Genomic DNA, 20,928 nt, shown 5'->3' on the forward strand with positions numbered 1-20,928 from the left:
TGTCGCTGCAGGGGAGGTGAACCGCGCAGGCCACGCCCCAAGCAATACCGGTATGCCCGGCGCCGAACAGTCAGCCCCCCCGATCGGTTTGACCCGCACAGCATTCGAACACACGAACCGAGATGTCTGAGCCACGCAGTGGCGAGTTCTCGGGACGGTTCGAAAGCGCGGGGCAACCTTTGCCTTCGGGGGGCGTTCGGAACGGGCTACCGGTGTTGCTGTGGGGAATAAACGGGATCAGGCTGCAATTATTGCCAAAAGAGCTTCACTAGTGCACGGGCAATAAAAAACCGCCAGCCTTTCAGCCAGCGGCTTCTCAAAACGCCTCTATTCGCTGAGTTAAATCAGCGATTTAAGCCGCAGCAAACTGAAACACACGCTTGCGCAACACTTCCAGCAAGCCTGTGCAACTGTCTTCAATGTAGTTCAGTACAGTGTCAAAGCCGTCCGGGCCGCCGTAGTAGGGGTCTGGCACGGTGGCCTCATCGTGCTCAGTGGCGTAGCGCATCATCAATTGAATTTTGTGCGCGTACTGGCGTGGACACTGCTGTTGCAGCAGGCTCATGTTGTCCCAGTCCATGGCCAGAATGACGTCGCTGTCACGGAAGTCTTCTGCCGTCACCTGGCGGGATACCAATCCCGAAATGTCGTAGCCGCGCTTGGCGGCTGCGGCCACGGCCCGTGGGTCGGGTGAGTTGCCCAAGTGGTATGCATGGGTACCGGCTGAATCCACGCTGATTTCATGGTCCAATTTGGCTTCTGTCACCATGTGCCTGAAAACGCCTTCCGCTGTGGGGGAGCGGCAAATGTTTCCCATGCACACAAACAAGACTTTGCTTTTCATCGTTGGTTTCCTATCGCTGAAGCCATCACATATAAATAGAGCCGCGCACCATTATTTCAAGATTTTTCAATGAAATAAAGCTATGCACGTTTTGCATCAAGGGAGGTGATGTTGCTTTCTCCCTTGCTGCCGAATACCTGTTCCTTCAATACCCCCAGTTGGTCACGAACCTGGGCTGCCTTCTCGAACTCAAGGTTTTTGGCATGTTCAAGCATGAGTTTTTCCAATCGCTTGATCTCTTTGGCCAACTGCTTTTCTCCCAGCGGGGCGGTCTCCAGCGCTTTTTCGGCCTTTTTGGCCTTGGAAGCGTTTGGATCAAACACACCGTCGATAAGTTCCTTGATCTCTTTGCTAACGCCTCGGGGCACAATCCCGTTGGCTGTGTTGAATGCAATCTGTTTTTCACGCCGGCGAGCAGTTTCAGACATGGCCAGTGCCATGGAGTCGGTGGTGCGGTCGGCATACAGAATGGCTTTGCCGTTCAAGTTGCGGGCGGCCCGGCCAATGGTCTGGATCAAACTGCGTTCACTGCGCAAAAACCCTTCTTTGTCGGCATCCAGAATGGCCACCAGAGACACTTCCGGTATGTCCAACCCCTCCCGAAGCAGGTTGATGCCCACCAGCACGTCAAATTCACCCAGACGCAGGTCACGAATGATTTCCACCCGTTCCACCGTGTCAATGTCGGAGTGTAGGTAGCGAACCTTGACTCCGTTGTCACTGAGATAATCCGTGAGGTCTTCGGCCATGCGCTTGGTGAGGGTGGTCACCAATACTCGATCACCAGCGCGGGTCCGTTCGTGGATCTCGCTGAGCAGGTCATCGACCTGGGTGGTGGCTGGGCGCACCTCAATCACAGGGTCGATCAACCCGGTGGGGCGCACCAACTGTTCAACCACCTGGCCGGAGTGCTCTTTCTCGTAATTCGAGGGCGTGGCTGAAACAAACACGGTTTGCCGCATTTTGGACTCGAATTCCTCGAAACGCAAGGGTCGATTATCCAGGGCAGATGGCAGACGAAAGCCGAAGTTGACCAGTGTTTCCTTGCGCGAGCGGTCGCCGCGGTACATGCCGCCCAATTGGCCAATGGTGACGTGGCTTTCGTCAATGATGAGCAGGGCGTCCTTGGGCAGATAGTCAATCAGCGTTGGAGGCGGTTCGCCGGGGGCTGCACCGCTCAAATGGCGGCTGTAATTCTCGATGCCTTTGCAAAAACCCAATTCCTGCAACATTTCCAGGTCGAACCGGGTGCGCTGTTCAAGCCGCTGGGCTTCCACCAGCTTGGCATCCTTCACAAAAAAGTCCAATTGCTGGCGCAACTCTTCCTTGATGGTCTCGATGGCCCGCAACACGGTCGCCCGCGGCGTGACATAGTGGCTGCTCGGGTAAATGGTAAAGCGCGGAATTTTTTGGCGAATTTTGCCGGTTAACGGGTCAAAGAGCTGAATGCCGTCGATTTCATCGTCGAACAGGTCAATGCGCACCGCCAGTTCGGAATGTTCGGCCGGGTACACATCAATGGTGTCGCCCCGCACACGGAAGGTACCCCGGGAAAAATCCAGGTCGTTGCGCTTGTACTGCATGGCAATCAGCCGCTTCAGGATGTCCCGCTGGCTGAATTTGTCGCCATGGCGCAGCTGCAAAATCATGGCGTGGTAGTCCGACGGGTCGCCGATACCGTAGATGCAGCTCACCGTGGCCACAATGATGGTGTCGCGCCGTTCCAGCAGGCTTTTGGTGGCGGACAGGCGCATCTGCTCAATGTGTTCGTTGATGGAACTGTCTTTTTCAATGAACAGGTCGCGGCTGGGTACGTAGGCCTCGGGTTGGTAGTAGTCGTAATAGCTGACAAAGTACTCCACCGCGTTCTTGGGGAAGAATTCCCGCATTTCGGCGTACAACTGCGCAGCCAGTGTTTTGTTGGGTGCCAGCACCAGGGCAGGGCGGCCGGTTTGTGCAATCACGTTGGCCATGGTGTAGGTTTTGCCCGACCCCGTCACGCCCAGCAAGGTTTGGAAAAACTCGCCGTCGTTGACGCCTTCTACCAGCTTGGCGATGGCCGTCGGCTGGTCGCCAGCCGGTGGGTAGGGCTGGTACAGCTGGAATGGGCTGTCTGGAAAAGAGACGAAACCTTGGGTCATGTTAAAATCGTGATGCCGGGCTACCACAGTTGATCGGGCTTTTTATTGTGCTGCAACAAAGGTGTTTCAAGGCGATGTTCTTTCCCGTAGAATCATGGGTTTGCACGGTTTGGAACACGGGGCCGCTGAACATCACACTGAGTTGAACACCACATTGAATGCGACTCTGCACTTCGACAGCGCCATTTGTGATATGCCAATCGAGCATTATCGTCTGAAATAGAATTTATTTCCAGACTTGACTTTTCCAATTTTCACGAGCGACAGACCGAAATCATGCTTTCAAAACGCGCACTTACGATCAAACCCTCTCCAACACTGGCTGTCACAGCCAAGGCCGCCCAACTGAAGGCCGAGGGCAAGGACATCATCGGCCTGGGTGCTGGTGAGCCTGACTTTGATACGCCTGATCACATCAAGGAAGCGGCGAAGAAAGCCATTGATGCCGGTTTCACCAAATACACCAACGTGGGCGGTACCCCCGGCCTGAAAAACGCCGTGATCGCCAAGCTGAAGCGCGACAACAACCTGGAATACAAAGCCAATGAAGTGGTGGTTGGTGTGGGTGGCAAGCAGTGTATTTTCAACATGGTGCTGGCCACCATCGATGATGGTGATGAGGTGGTGATTCCCGCCCCGTACTGGGTGAGCTATGCCGACATGGTGGAAATTGCCGGTGGTGTGCCCAAGCTGGTGTTTGCCGGCATTGAGCAGGGCTTCAAGATTACGCCCGCCCAACTGGAAGCGGCCATTACCCCCAAAACCAAAATGTTCATGATCAACAGCCCCAGCAACCCCACGGGCGCTGTGTACACCAAGGAAGAGCTGGCTGCGCTGGGCGAAGTGCTGTTGAAGCACCCCAACATTATTGTGGCGACGGACGACATGTACGAGCACATCAACCTGACCGGTGAGCCCTTCGTCAACATCGTGAATGCCTGCCCCGGCCTGAAAGACCGTGCCGTGGTGCTGAATGGTGTGTCCAAGGCCTACAGCATGACCGGCTGGCGGATTGGTTATGCCGCTGGCCCGGCCAAGTTGATCGACGTGATGACCAACCTGCAAAGCCAGTCCACCTCCAACCCCACATCGATTTCTCAAGTGGCCGCCGAGGCTGCGCTCAATGGCGACCAGGGTTGCCTGGTGCCCATGGTGAAAGCCTTCCGTGAGCGCAATGAATTTGTGACTGCTGCACTGAATGCGTGCCCCAACATCAGCACGCTGAAGGCCAAAGGTGCGTTCTATGCATTTGTGGATGCCCGCAAGGCCATCACCAAGCTGGCTGCAGAAGGAAAGATCAAGGCTGCCAACGACCTGGAACTGACCGCCTACCTGCTGGAAGCCGGCGTGGCTGTGGTGCCGGGTTCCGCGTTTGGTGCTGAGGGTTACTTCCGCATTTCATTTGCAACGTCCATGGACAACCTGAAAAAGGCCTGCGACCGCATTACCACAGCCCTGGCCTAAAGGCTTCGGTGAAGGGTTTTCGAGGTTTGCGACAGTTTTTTGAAAAAAGTCGCGCAAATTGGTGAATCGCACCGATTCGCGCTTGCACAAAAAATTTTCGCTGCTATAATCTCGGCTCTTTCCCCGATAGCTCAGTCGGTAGAGCGACGGACTGTTAATCCGCAGGTCCCTGGTTCGAGTCCAGGTCGGGGAGCCAAACACAGAAAGGGTTTCGAGAAATCGGAACCCTTTTTCTTTTCCCGCAGAAAACGTACTTTCCCGCAAAAATTTGACTTGTATTAGTCCGGTGAGCTGACTGCCAGGGGCAGTCCTTCACGATTCTTGTCAAGGTAGCCAGGAGGATTCGGAGTTCTCTTTGGTTTAAGTATTTGGTATAATTTTAGTATATTTAAACCAAACCTGAGGGGGCACTATGATTGCAGATCGCATTCGTCAAGCACGATTGGCGGCAGGTCTGACCTTGAGTGCGTTGGGTGAACAGGTTGGGGTCTCTCACACTGCCATCCAGAAATATGAGAAGGGGCTGTTGACGCCGTCGTCGACTCAATTGCTCAAGTTGGCTCGCGCCTGCGGTATCCGTACCGAATACTTCTTTCGCACGCATGCGATTGAACTGCTCCAGCCCGAGTTCCGTAAGCTCTCGACCTTTGGCAAGACTGCACAGGATGCCCTGAAGATCAAGGTCGTCGAGTTGGTTGAAAAGCGCGTGGAGTTGCTCGGTGCATTTCCCGAACTACCGTTCCCGGCATTTGCACCGCCTGCGAATCTGTCGGAGCACATCACTTCGCTGGATGAGATCGATGCCTTCTCAGATACGGTCCGCAACGCTTGGCAGTTGGGCTTGAATCCGATTGCTGACCTTACCGACACCCTCGAAGGCCTTGGTTTGCTGGTCATCGTGGTCGATGAAGAGAACCCGGGCTTCTCTGGCTTGACGGCCAAGGCAAGAACCGAAGATGGCCGGGAGTATCCGGTCGTAGCTGTCTCCAAGCGCTGGCCCGGTGATCGGCAGCGCTTCACATTGGCGCATGAGCTGGGGCACCTGCTGCTCGAAGGACGGCTGGCCGACGGTATCAACGAAGAGAAAGCCTGCGACCGGTTTGCCGGTGCATTCCTGGCTCCGCGTGTTGCGGTGTTGCAGTTGCTTGGCGCACAACGCCATGCCCTGGAATGGCAAGAGTTGTATGTGCTCAAGCACGAGTTCGGTCTCTCGATGACCGGATGGCTGCAACGCGCCAAACAGTGTGGCGTGATCACCGAGGCCGCTCACCTCTCTATGTTCAAGCGGTTTTCGGCAAAGGGCTGGCGTAAGACCGAGCCTGGCGAACCACTGCCGCAAGAGCATCCACGACTGTTTGATCAGTTGGTGTACCGCGCCTTGGCCGAGCAATACATTTCCGAAGGCAAGGCGGCAGAACTGCTGGGCATCCCGATGATGCGCTTCCACAAAGAACGCCAGCTGGAGTCATCGGATGCGGTTGCTCATCAGTGATGCGAACATCTTGATCGATATGGAAGCGGGAGCGTTGATGGAGACGCTCTTTCAGCTTCCGATGCAGTTTGGCATCCCTGATCTGCTGTACTTCGAAGAAATCGAGCCGGGCAGTCCGGGTCTTGAAGAGCTGGGCTTGCAGGTCATGGAGGTCAGCGGCGACTTCGTGGCCTATGCCCAGCAGTTGCCAGGTCAGCACAACCACCTGCTTCCAGCGAAAAACGGGCCCAAGCCCAGTCACAACGACTACTTGGCACTGGCGCTTGCGAAGCAGGAGGACTGCACCCTACTCACGGGTGACACCAATTTGCGAACTGTTGCCAACAAGGAACAGGTCAACGTCATGGGCACCATAGGCTTGCTATGCGCCATGATCGAGAACCAGTTGCTGACAGTCGACGACGCCTTCAAGGCACTTGACCGAATGAAGTCAGGCAAGCGACGGCTGCCCTGGCAAGAAGCCGAAAAAGAGCTTAACGCGCTGCGCTAGTGGGTCTTTATCCACGTCTTACCTGTTGCTGGATTCTTAAAGGTTTCCCATGCGGTAGGCTGTGGGCCAAATACGGAATTCATTGCCTTCGAAACAAGGTTATAAGCAAACTGACGTCGGTCTTCCAACTGTTCAGGCAAGTGATCAATCAGGAACTGCTGGACTCCAAACCAAGGCATGCCATTGGAGGAAGCGAGCTTCTGGCGTAGTTCGGCATCACCTCTTAAGGCATCGATTGCTCGCTGTTCCAAAGTTGCCATTACGTCGACGGGCTCAGACTCTTCGAAACTGGTATCTGCCGAGAAGAGGGTGCCTGAACCAGTAGGTTCTAGGACTTGAGAGACTACCGCCGTCTGCCTCATCCCCGAAAATGTGCTGCGAAGCGATTGCGCATATGTGTCACCAGTACCCTGGTTGTAATCTGGATCACGCATTGAGTACATTCTCTCGAACGACAGCGCGCGGAGACTAACCGGGTAAGGCTTGCCACCTACAGAACTCCAGAAAACGCCTTGGCCGGGGATCGGCTCATTCAAAAGGGAACTCAACAAGTCGTCGCTGAAATGGGCGTTAGCTCGTTTCAGCGACGTGAGGTCTGCAGCGGACAACAAATGGAATATGAACCAATTGTCCCCTTGGCTGAGGATCTCTACTGGAATGCTGCCTGGTTGTTGCGTGATAAGCAGCGCTCCTAAATCGTACTTGCGGCCCTCTTTGACCCAAGCGATATATGGCTCGGCAGCCGGTGCATTCTCGTTCAGAACCGACTGTGCTTCTTCGACGACAGCAATTGTCGGGATCGTTTTTGGGTCTGCTGCAGTGAACTCTTGTTGGTTCCTATCGAAGATTCGCCGCAGGATCAAGCCCGAGAGAACCAAGGACTGGCCACCACGCATCTGGGAGACGTCAATAACGCATAGTTTTCCCTCTGAGAGCGCCTGAACCAGCATGTCCATAAGCTGGCTGCTTTTGTCATGAAGCATCTTCACGATTGCTGTCATGTTTCCCCTGGCCGCCAGTGCTTCTGCCTCCTGTCGTTGCGGATCAAGGTCTAGTAACGCGCAGATATCGTCGAGCGGAGTGGTGTTGCCGTTAGTGTCGATGATGTTGACTAGCGACTCCCATCGATCCTGAGGAAGCCCTCGCAGTTTCCGCACGTTCTGCTGTTCTTGGCGCTCAGCGCCCAGCGCAATGGAGATGACATCACCAGGTCGAAGACGGCGAATATCAAGCTTGATTCCCCCGGCTACGAAGGATTGGTAGAACGGACTCGGATTCTTCCGATCCGTGAACACCACTACCTTATCCTCCAACGCGGGCACATCACAGAGACCTGGCCGCCCTTTGTCATCAGGCCAGAAGTACTCGCCATCAGGATCAAAGATGACCGTGCCCACCGGAACCCGCTTGTTGGCCCTCTTGGTGACGAATGGTGTCGTTTCGTAGAGCTTGGAGAACAGTAGTTTGTTGAGGTTCGACTTGCCGAAACCTGCCCTGGCAAAGATGAAGCTTCGCCTAGATACCAATGACTCAATCGGGAAGCGAACCAGCACCTCCGGATTTACCACCTGCATCCATTCTTGTGACTGGAATGTCTTGTTGCCCGCCGCATAAATGTATTCACCGAACGCCAGATGCCCTATGGGCGCGCCATCAATATTGTGGCCAGCGATCTCACGCAGGACCTCATCACTCGGGAATGCAACCTTGCTGCCAACATGAGGAAGTCGTCGGTGCGAAGGAACAAAGGTCAGTCCCTTTCCATTCTTGCGCAGAACCCCCAGCACGCGGATATTGATTCTGTATTTCAGATACTGCTCACGCAAATCTTCGGGGATAGGCCGTTCTTCCCGAACCGCACGAATATTGAACTCTTCCCCAGACCCGAAAGATAATTTCCCTTCTGAAGAGAAAGACGCGATTCGTCCTAATACAGCTTCATCTGTGGTCTCCAATTGCACGATAAGGAACTGTCCGTGCATAGGAATATTTTGAAAGTCGTTTCTATACGGCAAAACAAGGTCAGCATGAAACTCCATGCCACCCTGCTGAAAACCACGAAAAATCCCGACGACCTGATCTCTAGGAAAAAGTTGGATCTCTGCCATGTTGTTCTCCCTTATCCGTACCGACGCTGCGCAGGATCGGCGTCCTGTAGCTGAAACGCATCCAATGTACCCGCGTCGCCGCCGAGACTCGAACGCACACCCTCGTAGATGAAGTCCTGCAAAATATCGAAGTCGAAATCGACCAGCGCCGCATTTTCATGCGCCTTTTGCAGGCAGCGTGGGTAATGGGGGACTGGAAAACCGTTGATCGCATCCGCAAGCATTGACCCGAGAATTGCCTGGGACTCGCTAACTTGTGGGACAAAGATGTCGATTGGCCATACTGGATCGCGGCGGTGGGAGCCAAATTTCACTAGGAACATCTTGCCACCGACAAACTTGTTGATTTCGCCACCCTCGCCAGTTCGGTCATCGCCTCGTGCGAACTCCGACCAGACGTAGGCTTTTTCTTCAACTTCGCGGGGTACCTCGACGTAGGCGGGGTAATCAGTCTGAAGGACGCCTTCCAGAGCCATCGCCAAGCGATACCGAGAAAGCACCTTGCTGTGCTTGGCCACACCCGCGAGATATACCCGCCGCCGGCTGCTGCTCCATTGCCTATCGATACGCTCCTTCATCCCTTGGAGCAGCCTCTGGAATAGGTCCTTGGCGAACACCTTGCTTCGCAGAAGTCCATCGCAGATGATCAAAGTGTCAGTGCCGTAATCCTTGTCGAGTATCTTGAATAGGATCGCCCACTCGACCAACTCCCGATAGACCTGAACCCAGCTGGGAGAAACCGGCTTTCCACTATCCGTCGGCCGGATCATGTGGGAGAGCGACTGCAGGCTATTCACTCCCAGGAAGGCCATCATTTCACCCAGTGCCGTTTTTGGCGTGCCATCCGACGCGAACTGGCGTTGGTTGAGTTTCTGCACCGGTGTCGTGGGCGAAACTGCCTCCAGGCAGTACTCATTGTTGCTGCTATCCACGACTCGGACCAACTGAATCAGAAAGGGATCAAACTGAAGCTGGTTATTTCCCCCATCGGTGCCAACCAGTGAGATCGACGTCGTGGCGCGCGGCTGAATTCGGCGCGTGGCGCTCTTCAGCGGGTGTATCTCCTCACGTAGCATATCCAGCACGCCGTGGTCGGTACCAATGCAATCCGCAATAGCCTCTTTCAGTTGAGCCTGGCTGGCTGGGTCAATCATTTTTTTCCCCTCCGTTTTTTTTTCCAAGCGCCAGCTCCAGCTTTCATGCCGTACCGACAGTCATATCCTGCATAAATACTCATCTGTCAGGTTCCTTTGTCAAACTAGGGCGACAATCACTTAACAGCTCCCACTGAGGTAAGAGTATCTGTTACAGCGATTTGGCTCCAACCGTGATCGAACGTAAAGGTTCGTGCTAAACCAGCTGGATTCTGGATTTTGAGTACCCGAGCTTTTGCTGGATCGGTTGCGCGCTCGACCACGTACAACCAGTACGCATCGCCCTTTTCGCGTGCGCAGTCGAATTGCGTGTGTGACAGTCCTACGGGGCGATCTTTCAAGGTGCCCGTCATCGACTTCACTTCGACCCATCGAATCTGCATGCCACTACTGTCGGCCTCGAAGAGGTCAAAACCTGGGTTGCCTTCCGGAGTGCGACACAGTGCAGGCTCAAGACCGATGATCAGGTCGATTGCGCTACCCTCGATCTGCATCCGTTCCGCCTGATCGAGGCCATCGGGATCGGGTCCATCATCATCGGTGTGCGTGCCGACGTAGGAAATGAATGCTCGCCCCCCTGCGTGGCCAGGTGTCCTCTTTCCCTGCCCGCCGCCTTTGCCACCGCCTTTGCCACCGCCGTTGTCTCCGGAGGTGCTGTGGCCGCCTGAGCCGCCGTGGCCACCTCCATTGCCCTGGCCACCGCCGCGCGAAGTGCCTGTGCCAGTGCGCCCTTGGCCACCACCTCCCGCACCTGTGCCCACGCCGTCACCGCCATCAGGATCAGGGGTGCCGGGCGGGATATCCGGCATGTCGTCGCCGTACAGATCTTTCGCGTCGTCGTACACGTCGCTGTCGGACGGCTCGTCGGCCTCCGGCTCGGGCGCTGGCTCCGATTCTGGCGTTGGATTCGCGCTCAGTCGGGACGTCAGCTCGGCAACGATAGCGGGGTCTCTTCGTAGCAGATCGAGAATCGCCGGATCGATGCCTGCCTCTTTGGCAAGCTGATCGATGATCGGCGGCTTGAAGGTGATCTTGGTCAGCAGGAACGGGTTGGGCTTCCAGCCGAGGGTGTCGAACACGACGAGCCCCGGAGGCACAAGCTCGCAGTCGGCATTCGGCACCCAGGCAACCTGATTGAGCGTCCGGACGAAGGCGGCGTCGAATCGGGCGGTCTTTGTCTCGTGTGAATAGCCCCACTTGTAGGAGCCATAGAAGGCGGCGGTACCGCGCGCCTCCAGATCAGCCAACGCCTCCCACAATACCTTCGCCCTTGCTGCGGCATCCTCAGGCTTGAGAGTGGGTAGGAACTCCAGCAACTGCGCCAGCCCGCGAAGGGTGAAGTCCTCTGGCGGGCTTTCCCAGCTCGCACGCTCAAGGCCTGCTTCTCTGCGAATCTGCGCTTTCTCGGAATGGCCCAGCCCCGATGACGTTGCTTGGGGTATGAGGTAGCGGCTTGCGCCGCAGGACACCAACAGGTCACGAATGTCTTCACCGCGCAGGCAGTCGTATTCGTTGTCGACGATCAAGATGTCGGGCACGCCTGCGAAAAGCTGCTGCAGGCGGTCGGTAGCGATGTAGATTTCCCCGGGCTTGGCGAAGTAGCCTTTGCCATCGCCGGTATCTACCACCATCACAAAAGTGGTGTTGCGCAGGGCCGACCGGAGCTTTTCCTTCTGCGCGGTTGAGTCGGTGTTGAAGGCCGTACGGATGCGCTCGATATCGGCAGAGTAGGCCTCGTCTACCACTTCCACCTCTTGCTGTTGGTACTTCGGCAGAATGTTCCAAACGACATCATCCACCGGGTCGGGTTCGGTGATACCCAGCGCGATAAGGAACGAGCGCACCTCGGGTGTCATACACACCGCTCTGCGCATCGTCGGGAAACTGGTGGCAATGGGGCTGGGCAGAAATGCCTTGGCCCTTCCGTTCTCGCGAGTAACGACATGCGTCCCGTCATCGAGTCGAATGAGCGGAATAGTGCCCAGGTGGGGACGCAGTACCTTCTCCTGGCCGCTCAGGAATTCGTACAGTCGCAACACCCACTCGTCGGATTGCGCCTCAAGGAAAACCTTGGTCAGGTTTGGCACCAGCTTTGTCGGCGTGATCTCGTCGATGTCGAGTTCGCGCATCAGGTACTGCCGAATCTCAGGTGCCTTATCCTGGGTGATGTCAGCGGACAGCCAAGCGGCGACCTCCGAATCGAACAGCACCGCAACCTGTTCCGGGTTGAACAGCTCCCGCAACTCCTGCGTTCTCGCCAGCTTAGCCTGATGGGCGGTGACATGCCTATCGTCGAAGGTCGGAAGGAGCTCCTCTTCCTGAAACGCCTGCCGTACGGCATCAAACATCGGCGCGAACCGCGATTCCTTTGGGAACTTTTCGCGGTCAAGCGGCAGGCAGCGCAGCGCGGCGACATCCAGCATTGCCTTGTCCCGCATCCAGCGCATCGCCTCCACCAGCAGGTTGGACGTTTCCTTGACCAGATGCTGGTTCCACGGCTCGCCGGGCGGAATGTTGTCGCGGCCTGGCGTCGTGCGGTACGGCCCTTGTACTAGAAAACCAAGGTGACTCTCAACCACTGTCGGGAAGAACACCACCAGCGGCGACTTGGCCAGGGGCTGTACTGCCCAGCGACCTGGGGCATCCTTCACAGTAACTAGTGAGAAAGCGATTTCTACCCGTCCTACCCTCTGCCCCTCGGGGGAAAACACCTCGCGGTGGAAGACCAGCCAATTCTGATCGACTTCTGGCAGATCATCCTCTTTGCCGATTACCGTGATGCGGTGAACATTAAGACCGAGCGATTCAGGGCTGTTACGCAAATAGAACCCGGAAGCACCACCCTCGACGCTCCAGTTGATTTCGTCAATGTGGCGAAGGAACAGTAGCGAGGCCGGGCCCAAGTTTCGGAACCCTGTGGTGATGTCCTGTGCTGCGCTCGCATCCTCCGGTTTCAGGGGCAGGATGATCTGCGTCTCGTCAGCGGCCCGCGCCGAACGTGCCATCCGCATCGGGAACACGTAGTTCTCAATGGCGAAGTCCTCTTCGCCGGAGTGGATTTCCGGAAGATCGGTGACAGTGTAAACAGACTTAAAGCCGAGGCCGAATCGCCCAATCGACGACTCGTTCTTTGTGCTCTCGGCGATGTCACAGACACTACGGACGTCAGCCTCATCGAACGGCTTGCCGAAATGCGAGAGTGTCAGGCGGTCCGGGTCCAGGGTGAAAGCAACCTTACGTGATCCGTGCCACTCGCCACGCCGACCGAGAGCATCCTCTGCGTTTTGCAGCAGTTCGAAGATGAAGTGCGTACGGTCGTCGTAAAGCCCAGCAGCCAGTTTTCCTGACTTCTGAGCGCCTTTGGTGCCGTAGCTCTCTCGGTTCTCTTCGCAAATCGCTTCGTAGTTGGATGCCACAACTCCTCCTGAATGCGGCCTCACAACATCATCTTGGATGCCATGTTTGCCCAAGTTTGTCCATTCATGCCATCTTATGACAAGATACTGCATTAGACCAACCCAGTAGCAGAGGCCCAAAGGTGACCAGATGAGCGAACAGCCGGACGAGATCCTCACGATTGATGAGGTTGCTGCTTACCTGAAGGCAGGCAAGCGCACGGTCTATCGCCTTGCGGCGAGCGGAAAGCTCCCTGCTTTCAAGCTCGGCGGCACGTGGCGCTTCAGGCGTGGCGACATTGATAAATGGATCGCCAGTCGCATCGGCAAGGCGACGATAAATGATGACGAGGACGCGGAATGACATCTAGCATTACCGCCCTCCAATCGAAGGCCAACCCACAGCAGCTAGAGGCCATCCTGGCCACTGATGGGCCGGTCCTCATCATTGCTGGGCCGGGCTCAGGCAAGACCTTCACGCTGGTCGAAAGAATCGTCTATCTCATCACCCACAAAGGCATCGCGCCCGAGTCACTGTTGGTCGTCACCTTCACCGACAAGGCCGCACGCGAGTTGACCACTCGCATCTCCAACCGATTGGCCGAGTTGAACATCCAGTTCAATCTGAACGAGATGTACCTCGGCACCTTCCACTCCATTTGCCTGCGACTGCTGGAGGACTACCGCGAGTTCACACGGCTCAAACGCAGCTTCACGCTGTTCGACCAGTTCGACCAGCAGTACTTCCTCTACCAGCACATCAAGGACTTCCGCGAGCTACCAGACGCCGAGCTTGTCATGGGCGATGACCAGACGGGCCGCTGGGCGCAGTCAGAGAATCTGCTGAAGTGGCTCAACAAGGTCGGCGAGGAGGCACTTGATGCCACCTCGCTGGCGGCAGCCCCTGAGCCGGAAATCCGAGCTCTGGCCACCTGCTTTGCCAAGTACCAGGAGCTGCTGCACGAGCACAACTCACTGGATTTCTCCGGCATCCAGTACGAGGCCCTGCAACTGCTGGAAAAGCGCCCCGAGGTGCTGGGGCAACTGCGCGAAAAGCTCACCCACCTGATGGTGGATGAGTACCAAGACACCAACACGATTCAGGAGCGCATTCTTCTGCTGCTTGCCGGAGAGCGCCGCAATCTGTGCGTGGTGGGAGACGACGACCAAGGCTTGTACCGCTTTCGCGGAGCCACCATCCGCAACATTCTGGAGTTCCCGGCGCTGTTCGACGATGGCCAGTGCAAGCAGGTCAAGCTCACCGTCAATTACCGTTCGCACCCAGACATCATTCGCTTCTACAACCAGTGGATGAAAGAGCAGGTTTGGGAAGACGGCACGCGCGTGTTTCGCTTTGCTAAGCAGATCGTGCCTCGTGAGGACGAATTTCCCGACCTGCCGACGGCGGTGCGATTGGCAGCCAGTGACGAAAAGGACGAAGCCACCAACTGGCATGCAGAGGTGCTGGGCTTCCTCACTGGCCTAAAGTCCTCGGGCCAGCTTGCGGACTGGAATCAGGTCGCGTTCCTTTTCCGCTCGGTCAAGAACGACAAGGTGGTGGCACTGGCGCGCTTCCTCGAAGCACAGGGCGTTCCCGTGTTTTCACCTCGCTCGAACATGTTCTTCGAGCGCGAGGAAATCCGCCTGATGATCGGCGCACTGATCTTCCTGTTCCCTCAGTTTCCCAAGGTTCGGGCATGGGCCGATGGCGTCACGCTCCCCATCTGGGACTACTACGACCAGCTTTGCTTCAAGCCCTTCACGGACGAGCTACGCAAACCGGAAAACAAGCCACTACTGGACTGGGCGCGCCCGCTGGCCAAACGCCACGCAGTCCTGACTCAGAATACCGACTACTCCTTTTCCGGTCTGTTCTACCAACTTCTGCAGTTCCCGCTGTTCTCGCGCTTTCTCACGGACGAGGCAGTGCTAGACGTGGACAAAGGGCGCGCCGCGCGAAACCTCGGCACCTTCTCCAAGCTGGTCACCAAGTTCGAATATCTGCACTACGTCAGCGTGCTCAACCCGGAATTCTTGGAAAAAAACCTGCGCGATCTGTTCAACCAGTTCATGCGCTTTCTTGTCGATGGTGGCATCGGCGAGTACGAGGACGAAGCTGAATACGCGCCCAAAGGCTGCGTCTCTTTCCTCACCATCCACCAGTCCAAGGGACTGGAATTTCCGGTAGTAGTGTGCGGCTCTCTGGAAGCCGTACCGCGCAAGCAGTACAGTCCACTGGACGTGTTGCTGGAGGATGGCGGCTACCTTTCCAAAGAGCGCTTCGAGCCGCTCGATCTCATCAAGAATTTCGACTTCTGGCGGCTGTTCTACACGGCCTTTTCGCGTGCGCAGAACCTGCTGGTGCTGGCGGCGCAGGAGAAGCAAGGGCGAGGCAAGTCGCCGTCGAAGTACTTCGAGCGTTTGTTCAACGAGCTGCCGAGCTGGCGTGATGTTGATTTATCCGCACGGACCTACGAGGCCGTCAAGCAGATCAACCTCAAGCGCGAATACTCGTTCACCTCGCACATCACAGTCTTCGAGAACTGCGCCGAGCAGTACCGCTTCTTCAAAGAACTGGAATTCGCGCCCATCCGCGAAAGTCCGATGCTGTTCGGTACCTTGGTGCACCAAACTATCGAGGACATCCACAAGACCGTGCTGCGTGGCGAGGAAGGCACGATCACCTTTGACGCCTTAAAGGGCTGGTTTTCGGCCAATTACGCGATGTTGTCTAAGAAGGAGCGCGTCTACCTCGCGCCCTCATCCCAACAAGCAGCGCTGCTACACGTGCTTCGCTACTTCGAGCGCGAGAACGGCCACTGGGATCGCATCAAGGAAGCAGAAGTGGAGATTTCGCTCATCAAGGAGCAGTACATCTTGAAGGGCAGCGTCGATCTGATCCGAGGGGAACACGACACGGTCGAGATCATCGATTTCAAGTCGGAGAAGAAGCCCGACATGGAGAAGGATCGGGATCGCCTGCGACAGTACCAACATCAGCTTGAGGTGTACGCCCATCTGGTGGAAGAACGCACCGGCCATAAGGTCAGCCGGATGCACCTGTACTACACCGGCGAGGACGGTGGGAACCCGTACGTGTCGTTCACCAAGGACGACCGGGCCATTGGCAAGACCATCGCGCGTTTCGACGACATCGTCTCGCGTATCGAGCGGCAGGACTACCAGATCGCAGCGCGCCCGGCCAAGTTGTGCCTGAGCTGCGACATGCGCGCCTACTGCGACAACAAAAATTGGAAATTCAGGAAAAACGACTGATGAGCAAGAACACCCCTGCGCAGGAAAGCCTGCAAGTGGACACGCCTGATGGCAGCACCACCAGCGTCGGGAAGTACGAGTTCGAACCAATCAAGGGCTATCCGATGCTCAACTGGCGCGGAAAGCGCCCATTCACTTCGACCCAGTATTACCCAGCACAGTTGAAAGAAGTCCACGGCGAAGAGGTGGATGGCTGGCGCAACAAGATCTTCTGGGGCGACAACTTACAGGTAATGAGCCACTTGCTGAAGGAGTTTCGGGGCAAGGTGGACCTGATCTACATCGATCCGCCGTTTGACTCGAAAGCAGATTACAAAAAAACGGTGCAATTGCGTGGCAATAAAGTGTCTTCAAGTTCGGGGACATTCGAAGAAAAGCAATACGGTGACATTTGGACAAACGATGAATATTTGCAATTCATGTTTGAACGAATCGTCCTATTGCGAGAGCTTCTTTCAAAGCAAGGAACTATTTACCTGCATTGTGACTGGCATAAGTCACATCATCTCAGATGCTTGTTAGATGAGGTGTTTGGCTCTGAACGATTGTTGGCTGAGATTGTTTACAAACGACGTCATGCGCATGGCGACGCTGGAACAATAGGCACCATCCATGACACAATTTTCGCATACACAAAAACTGACGAACACATTTGGAATCCTCAGTATTCTCCGTATTCCGATGAATATGTAGAAACATATTACCGCTACAAAGACCCTGATGGGCGGCGCTGGCTTTCCAGATCAACTACCGCGCCAGGTGGAAGGGGGCCGGTTTTTGAGTGGAATGGACATACTCGTGCTTGGCGTTACACAAGAGAAAACGCAAAGAGGCTTGAAGACGAAGGTCGAATTTATTTCACAGAGAATGGGATGCCGAGATACAAACAGTATCTCGATGAAATGCCCGGCCTCCCGGTAAGCAGCCTATGGACTGATCTCAAGTTCATCGACTCATGGTCAAGCGATGACCAAGGGTATCCAACTCAAAAATCTGAAGAATTGCTGTCAAGGATTATTTCTTTATCCTCCGATAAAGATTCATTGGTGCTTGATTGCTTTATGGGTTCTGGTACAACCCAGGCTGTTTCTATGAAGCTGGGGCGCCGGTTTATCGGTGCTGACATAAATACGGGAGCAATTCAGACCGCCGTTCAACGCCTCATTGGCGTAGGCAATGATTTGCGTCAGATGTATCTTGATCGGACGGAAGTTTTTTATACCGGCTTTGAGGTCTTTAACGTCAATCATTACGACATATTCCGCAACCCCGTTCAGGCCAAAGAACTGCTGATCGAGGCTCTGGAAGTGCAGAAGCTGGAGTTCAGCACTGTGTTCGATGGCGAGAAGGATGGGCGCATGTTCAAGATCATGCCCGTCAACCGTATCGCCACCCGCGCCGATCTGAACGAGCTGATCGCTGGCTTCGACTACAAGGCGTGGGAGCGCAAGCAGCACGAGTTCTCGAACCGCCCGGTCGAGAAGATCACCCTCATCTGCATGGGCCACGAGCCGGACTTGGCTGCGCAACTGGAGCTGGCCGCCAAGCCCTTCAAGATTGATGTCGAGGTGGTGGACATTCTCCGCGACAACGCCAATTTGGAATTCAAGCGCGATTCACAAGCCAAGGTGGCCATCAAGAACTGCGAGCTGATCATCGAGAAGTTCTACCCGATGAACTTGCTGCAAAAGCTCTCGCTTCATAAGGAGTCGGTCGAGGACTGGAAGGAGTTGGTCGAGTCGGTGCTGATCGACTGGAACTACGACGGTGCAGTGCTGCAACCAGCGGTGGTGGACATCCCGGGCAAGAACGAGATGGTCAAGGGCGCATACAAGGTTCCAAGCGACGCAGGCACCATCCGCGTGAAGATCACCGATCTGCTGTCGGAATCCTGGGAAGGGAGTGTAGCCAATGGCGACTAAGCGAGCAGCCAAGGCAGTGAGCGCTTCGCTCGACTTCGCCTTCTTCCAGTTTCTCTGGCAGTTCTATCAGACCAACCGGGGCACGATCCGCACGCACTACAAGGAGCTTACGCGTAAGTTCCTCGACTTCAACAACCCGGAGAAGAATCCGAAGGCCTTCCTGCGCCAGCCGCAGTTCGAGGCGCTGGAAACCTACGTCTTTCTCAAAGAGTTCCTCGGCAACGCCAAGGTCGAGGAAATCTTTCAGCACTGGTTTGAAAAACAAGGCCGCTTCGCTGATCGTGCCGAGGGTGGAGTGGTATCGGGCAGCGCTGGGCAAGTAGGACTATTCGATAAGATCACGCAGGATCAGTACAAGGCCGTGTTCGCGGCTATGCGCAAAAACTCACGCGCCTACCCGAACTACATCTTCGCGCTGACGATGGGGACGGGCAAAACCATCCTGATGGCAACCTGCATCTTCTACGAGTTCCTGCTGGGTAACAAATTCGAGAAGGACGCGCGTTACTGCCACAACGCGCTGGTGTTCGCGCCCGACAAGACAGTATTGCAGTCACTGAAGGAAATCGAATCCTTCGACATAACCCGCGTCGTGCCGCCGGAGTACGTCAACTTCCTGACCACGCACCTGCGCTTCCACTACCTCGAAGAAGCAGGCACCTCGTTGGACACGCTGGATCGCTCGCGCTTCAACATCATCGTCTCGAACACGCAGAAGATCATCCTCAAGCGCCAGCACAAGGAAAAGACTTCGGTCGACAAGCTGTTCGGCGCGACCGGCGAAACCCTCGCCGCCACCGGCGTCTATGCCGATGCCGCCGACCTCTACAACTTCGACCAGCCAGAAGAAGAAGGCGAACTCACCACCAATCAGCGATTCGAGAAACTTCGCCGCCTGGAGCAGTTGGGTATCTTCGTGGACGAGGCCCACCACGCCTTTGGCAAGGCGCTGGCCAAGGACATGGGTGTGGGGGCCAAGGAAACGGACACCAGCCTGCGCACCACCATCGACATCCTGGCCGCCAGCCTCAGTGCGGCGGGCACGCGGGTAGTGGCCTGCTACAACTACACCGGCACGCCCTATGTGGGGCGCGAGGTGTTGCCCGAAGTGGTTTACGCCTACGGACTGAAAGAAGCCATCGACAAGGGCTTCCTCAAGAAGGTGACGCTGCACGGCTACGCCAACACCCGTACCGACGAGTTTGTCGACATCGCCATCGAGAACTTCCTGAAGGAATCGGGTGACCTTCGCCCGGAAGGGTTGTTGCCCAAGCTGGCTTTCTTTGCAGCCACCATCGATGAGCTGACCGGAGAGTTGCGACCGGCGGTGGAGCGTGCGCTGCTCAAGCACGGTATCCCCACCTCGCGCATCCTGGTCAACGTGGGTGACGACAAGCTCACTACCAACGATGACATCCGTGAGTTCAACCGCCTCGACACCGAAGGGTCCGAAAAGCAGTTCATCCTGCTGGTCAACAAGGGCCGGGAAGGCTGGAACTGTCGCTCGCTGTTCGGCGTGGGCCTATTCCGCGAGCCCAAATCCAAGGTGTTCGTACTGCAAGCCACGATGCGGTGCCTGCGCGCCATCGGGCAGGCCCAGCACACCGGCCACGTATTCCTCTCGGACGACAACCTCAACACCCTGAATGACGAGCTGCAGCAGAACTTCCGCATCAGCGCTGACGAACTGCAGAAGACTGGCAAGGACAAGGAGCGCGTTGAGATCCGGGTGGTCGAGCCACCGGTCAAGATAAAACTGGTGCGCGTGCGCAAGCAATACCAGATGCGCGAGAAGCAGTTGGTGACCGGGCAAGAGTTGATGCCTGAACGGGCAGACGCGCAGAAGTGGGGCGAACTGGTCGAGAAGTACCGGCTGATTGAAACGCAGCAGGACGGTTTGACGGCCGCCGACGCGGTGCGCGCTTCCGGCAGCCGTACCTTTGACCTGACTTCGCGCCGGGAAAAACGGGCCTTCTCACTGCTCTCGCTGGTGGCTGAGGTCTCGCGCTATCTGAACCGAAGCCCCCTCGAGATCGAAGAGTTGCTCGACGCCACCAAGGAAGGCTCCGCTGAACTGGTGGCCATTACAAACGAGTTCAACGAGCTGCTGTACGACGAGATCATTCCGCGTCTTTTCCGCCAGCTCTACGACTTGGACGAGTCGCAACAAACCGAGGAGCACGAGGTCGATCTGATCAAACTGCCCCCGAATGGCTACTACGAGGTGTCGGCGGCGAAGGACAAGATCGTCCGGATGAGCGACGCGCAAATCAAGGACGAGGAGCGCGCCAAGAGCTTTCATCTCGACACCTACTGCTTCGACTCCGGCTCGGAGAACTGGCTGTTTTGGGATCTGCTGCGCGAGCAGCGCGTGAAGAAGATCTACTTCACCGGGATGCTGACCCACGGGCAGTCCGACTTTTTCATCCAGTACATCGACCCGGATTCGCGCACCGTTCGTAGCTACTACCCGGACTTCATCTTCCAGCGCGAAGAGCCGGATGGCACCCTGAAGTATGTGATCGTCGAAGTGAAGGCCGACAACCAGATTGAGGATGCGGTGGTGCAAGCTAAGAAGGACTTCGCTCAGCAGATCGCGGTGGCGAGCGGGATGGAGTATCGACTCCTAAAGTCGTCAGATG

12 protein-coding genes and 1 tRNA gene are annotated in these 20,928 nt (G+C 56.1%); 8 read left to right on the forward strand and 5 right to left on the reverse strand.

Going from position 1 to position 20,928, the window contains the following annotated elements; all coding sequences use genetic code 11:
• Positions 1 to 352: 352 nt before the first annotated feature.
• Entirely contained in the window at positions 353 to 844 is a 492-nt protein-coding gene (locus tag VGE55_RS03860) for a low molecular weight protein-tyrosine-phosphatase (protein ID WP_331130394.1), read from the reverse strand.
• An 80-nt stretch (positions 845 to 924) separates the two neighbouring features.
• The gene (gene uvrB, locus VGE55_RS03865; RefSeq protein WP_331130395.1) at positions 925 to 2,985 is read right to left on the reverse strand and encodes an excinuclease ABC subunit UvrB; all 2,061 of its coding nucleotides are present in this window, start codon (positions 2,983 to 2,985) and stop codon (positions 925 to 927) included.
• Between the two features lie 276 nt (positions 2,986 to 3,261).
• Here uvrB and VGE55_RS03870 point away from each other — a divergent pair, with 276 nt between their 5' ends.
• The 4 genes from VGE55_RS03870 (at position 3,262) to VGE55_RS03885 (ending at position 6,431) form a co-directional block, all read left to right on the forward strand.
• A complete protein-coding gene (locus tag VGE55_RS03870) occupies positions 3,262 to 4,449 on the forward strand; it encodes a pyridoxal phosphate-dependent aminotransferase (protein WP_331130396.1) in 1,188 nt (395 codons plus the stop codon).
• A gap of 120 nt (positions 4,450 to 4,569) precedes the next feature.
• Positions 4,570 to 4,645, forward strand: a tRNA-Asn gene (locus tag VGE55_RS03875).
• A 216-nt stretch (positions 4,646 to 4,861) separates the two neighbouring features.
• Entirely contained in the window at positions 4,862 to 5,941 is a 1,080-nt protein-coding gene (locus VGE55_RS03880; protein ID WP_331130397.1) for an XRE family transcriptional regulator, read from the forward strand.
• On the forward strand, positions 5,922 to 6,431 hold the full coding sequence (locus VGE55_RS03885; RefSeq protein ID WP_331130398.1) for a PIN domain-containing protein: 510 nt from the start codon (positions 5,922 to 5,924) through the stop codon (positions 6,429 to 6,431). The genes VGE55_RS03880 and VGE55_RS03885 overlap by 20 nt, the downstream gene beginning before the upstream one ends.
• Here VGE55_RS03885 and VGE55_RS03890 read toward each other — a convergent pair.
• The 3 genes from VGE55_RS03890 to VGE55_RS03900 form a co-directional block, all read right to left on the reverse strand.
• Positions 6,428 to 8,539 carry an ATP-binding protein gene (locus VGE55_RS03890; RefSeq protein WP_331130399.1) on the reverse strand — a complete coding sequence of 704 codons (2,112 nt, stop codon included), beginning with the start codon at positions 8,537 to 8,539 and terminating at the stop codon, positions 6,428 to 6,430. The two genes, VGE55_RS03885 and VGE55_RS03890, sit on opposite strands and share 4 nt — an antisense overlap.
• An 11-nt stretch (positions 8,540 to 8,550) precedes the next feature.
• Positions 8,551 to 9,720 (reverse strand): hypothetical protein, encoded by a 1,170-nt coding sequence (locus VGE55_RS03895; protein WP_331130400.1) that lies wholly within the window; start codon positions 9,718 to 9,720, stop codon positions 8,551 to 8,553.
• 89 nt (positions 9,721 to 9,809) lie between these two features.
• Positions 9,810 to 13,109: a sacsin N-terminal ATP-binding-like domain-containing protein gene (locus VGE55_RS03900; protein ID WP_331130401.1), complete on the reverse strand. Its 3,300-nt coding sequence runs from the start codon at positions 13,107 to 13,109 to the stop codon at positions 9,810 to 9,812.
• A 130-nt stretch (positions 13,110 to 13,239) separates the two neighbouring features.
• On the opposite strand from VGE55_RS03900, the gene mads1 reads away from it, so the two are divergent.
• The 4 genes from mads1 to VGE55_RS03920 all read left to right on the forward strand — a co-directional run.
• Positions 13,240 to 13,452, forward strand: coding sequence for a methylation-associated defense system helix-turn-helix domain-containing protein MAD1 (gene mads1, locus VGE55_RS03905; protein ID WP_331130402.1), 213 nt, complete (start codon positions 13,240 to 13,242; stop codon positions 13,450 to 13,452).
• Positions 13,449 to 16,364 carry an ATP-dependent DNA helicase gene (locus VGE55_RS03910; RefSeq protein ID WP_331130403.1) on the forward strand — a complete coding sequence of 972 codons (2,916 nt, stop codon included), beginning with the start codon at positions 13,449 to 13,451 and terminating at the stop codon, positions 16,362 to 16,364. Before mads1 ends, VGE55_RS03910 begins: the two co-directional genes overlap by 4 nt.
• Positions 16,364 to 18,286 (forward strand): site-specific DNA-methyltransferase, encoded by a 1,923-nt coding sequence (locus tag VGE55_RS03915; RefSeq protein WP_331130404.1) that lies wholly within the window; start codon positions 16,364 to 16,366, stop codon positions 18,284 to 18,286. The genes VGE55_RS03910 and VGE55_RS03915 overlap by 1 nt, the downstream gene beginning before the upstream one ends.
• Positions 18,276 to 20,928, forward strand: a 2,653-nt coding sequence (locus tag VGE55_RS03920) for a TnsA endonuclease N-terminal domain-containing protein (protein WP_331130405.1), incomplete at its 3' end; no start/stop codon positions are given. The genes VGE55_RS03915 and VGE55_RS03920, both read left to right, overlap by 11 nt.

Origin of the sequence: Limnobacter sp. (assembly GCF_036405155.1) — a bacterium.
Classification (GTDB): domain Bacteria; phylum Pseudomonadota; class Gammaproteobacteria; order Burkholderiales; family Burkholderiaceae_B; genus Limnobacter.

What these genes read in the sequence shown, in the direction of transcription:
- VGE55_RS03880 (WP_331130397.1), top strand. Translation starts at nt 4,862, where the DNA reads ATGATTGCAGATCGCATTCGTCAAGCACGATTGGCGGCAGGTCTGACC.
- VGE55_RS03885 (WP_331130398.1), top strand. Translation starts at nt 5,922, where the DNA reads ATGCGGTTGCTCATCAGTGATGCGAACATCTTGATCGATATGGAAGCG.
- VGE55_RS03910 (WP_331130403.1), top strand. Translation starts at nt 13,449, where the DNA reads ATGACATCTAGCATTACCGCCCTCCAATCGAAGGCCAACCCACAGCAG.
- VGE55_RS03860 (WP_331130394.1), bottom strand. Translation starts at nt 844, where the DNA reads ATGAAAAGCAAAGTCTTGTTTGTGTGCATGGGAAACATTTGCCGCTCC.
- VGE55_RS03915 (WP_331130404.1), top strand. Translation starts at nt 16,364, where the DNA reads ATGAGCAAGAACACCCCTGCGCAGGAAAGCCTGCAAGTGGACACGCCT.
- VGE55_RS03890 (WP_331130399.1), bottom strand. Translation starts at nt 8,539, where the DNA reads ATGGCAGAGATCCAACTTTTTCCTAGAGATCAGGTCGTCGGGATTTTT.
- uvrB (WP_331130395.1), bottom strand. Translation starts at nt 2,985, where the DNA reads ATGACCCAAGGTTTCGTCTCTTTTCCAGACAGCCCATTCCAGCTGTAC.
- mads1 (WP_331130402.1), top strand. Translation starts at nt 13,240, where the DNA reads ATGAGCGAACAGCCGGACGAGATCCTCACGATTGATGAGGTTGCTGCT.
- VGE55_RS03870 (WP_331130396.1), top strand. Translation starts at nt 3,262, where the DNA reads ATGCTTTCAAAACGCGCACTTACGATCAAACCCTCTCCAACACTGGCT.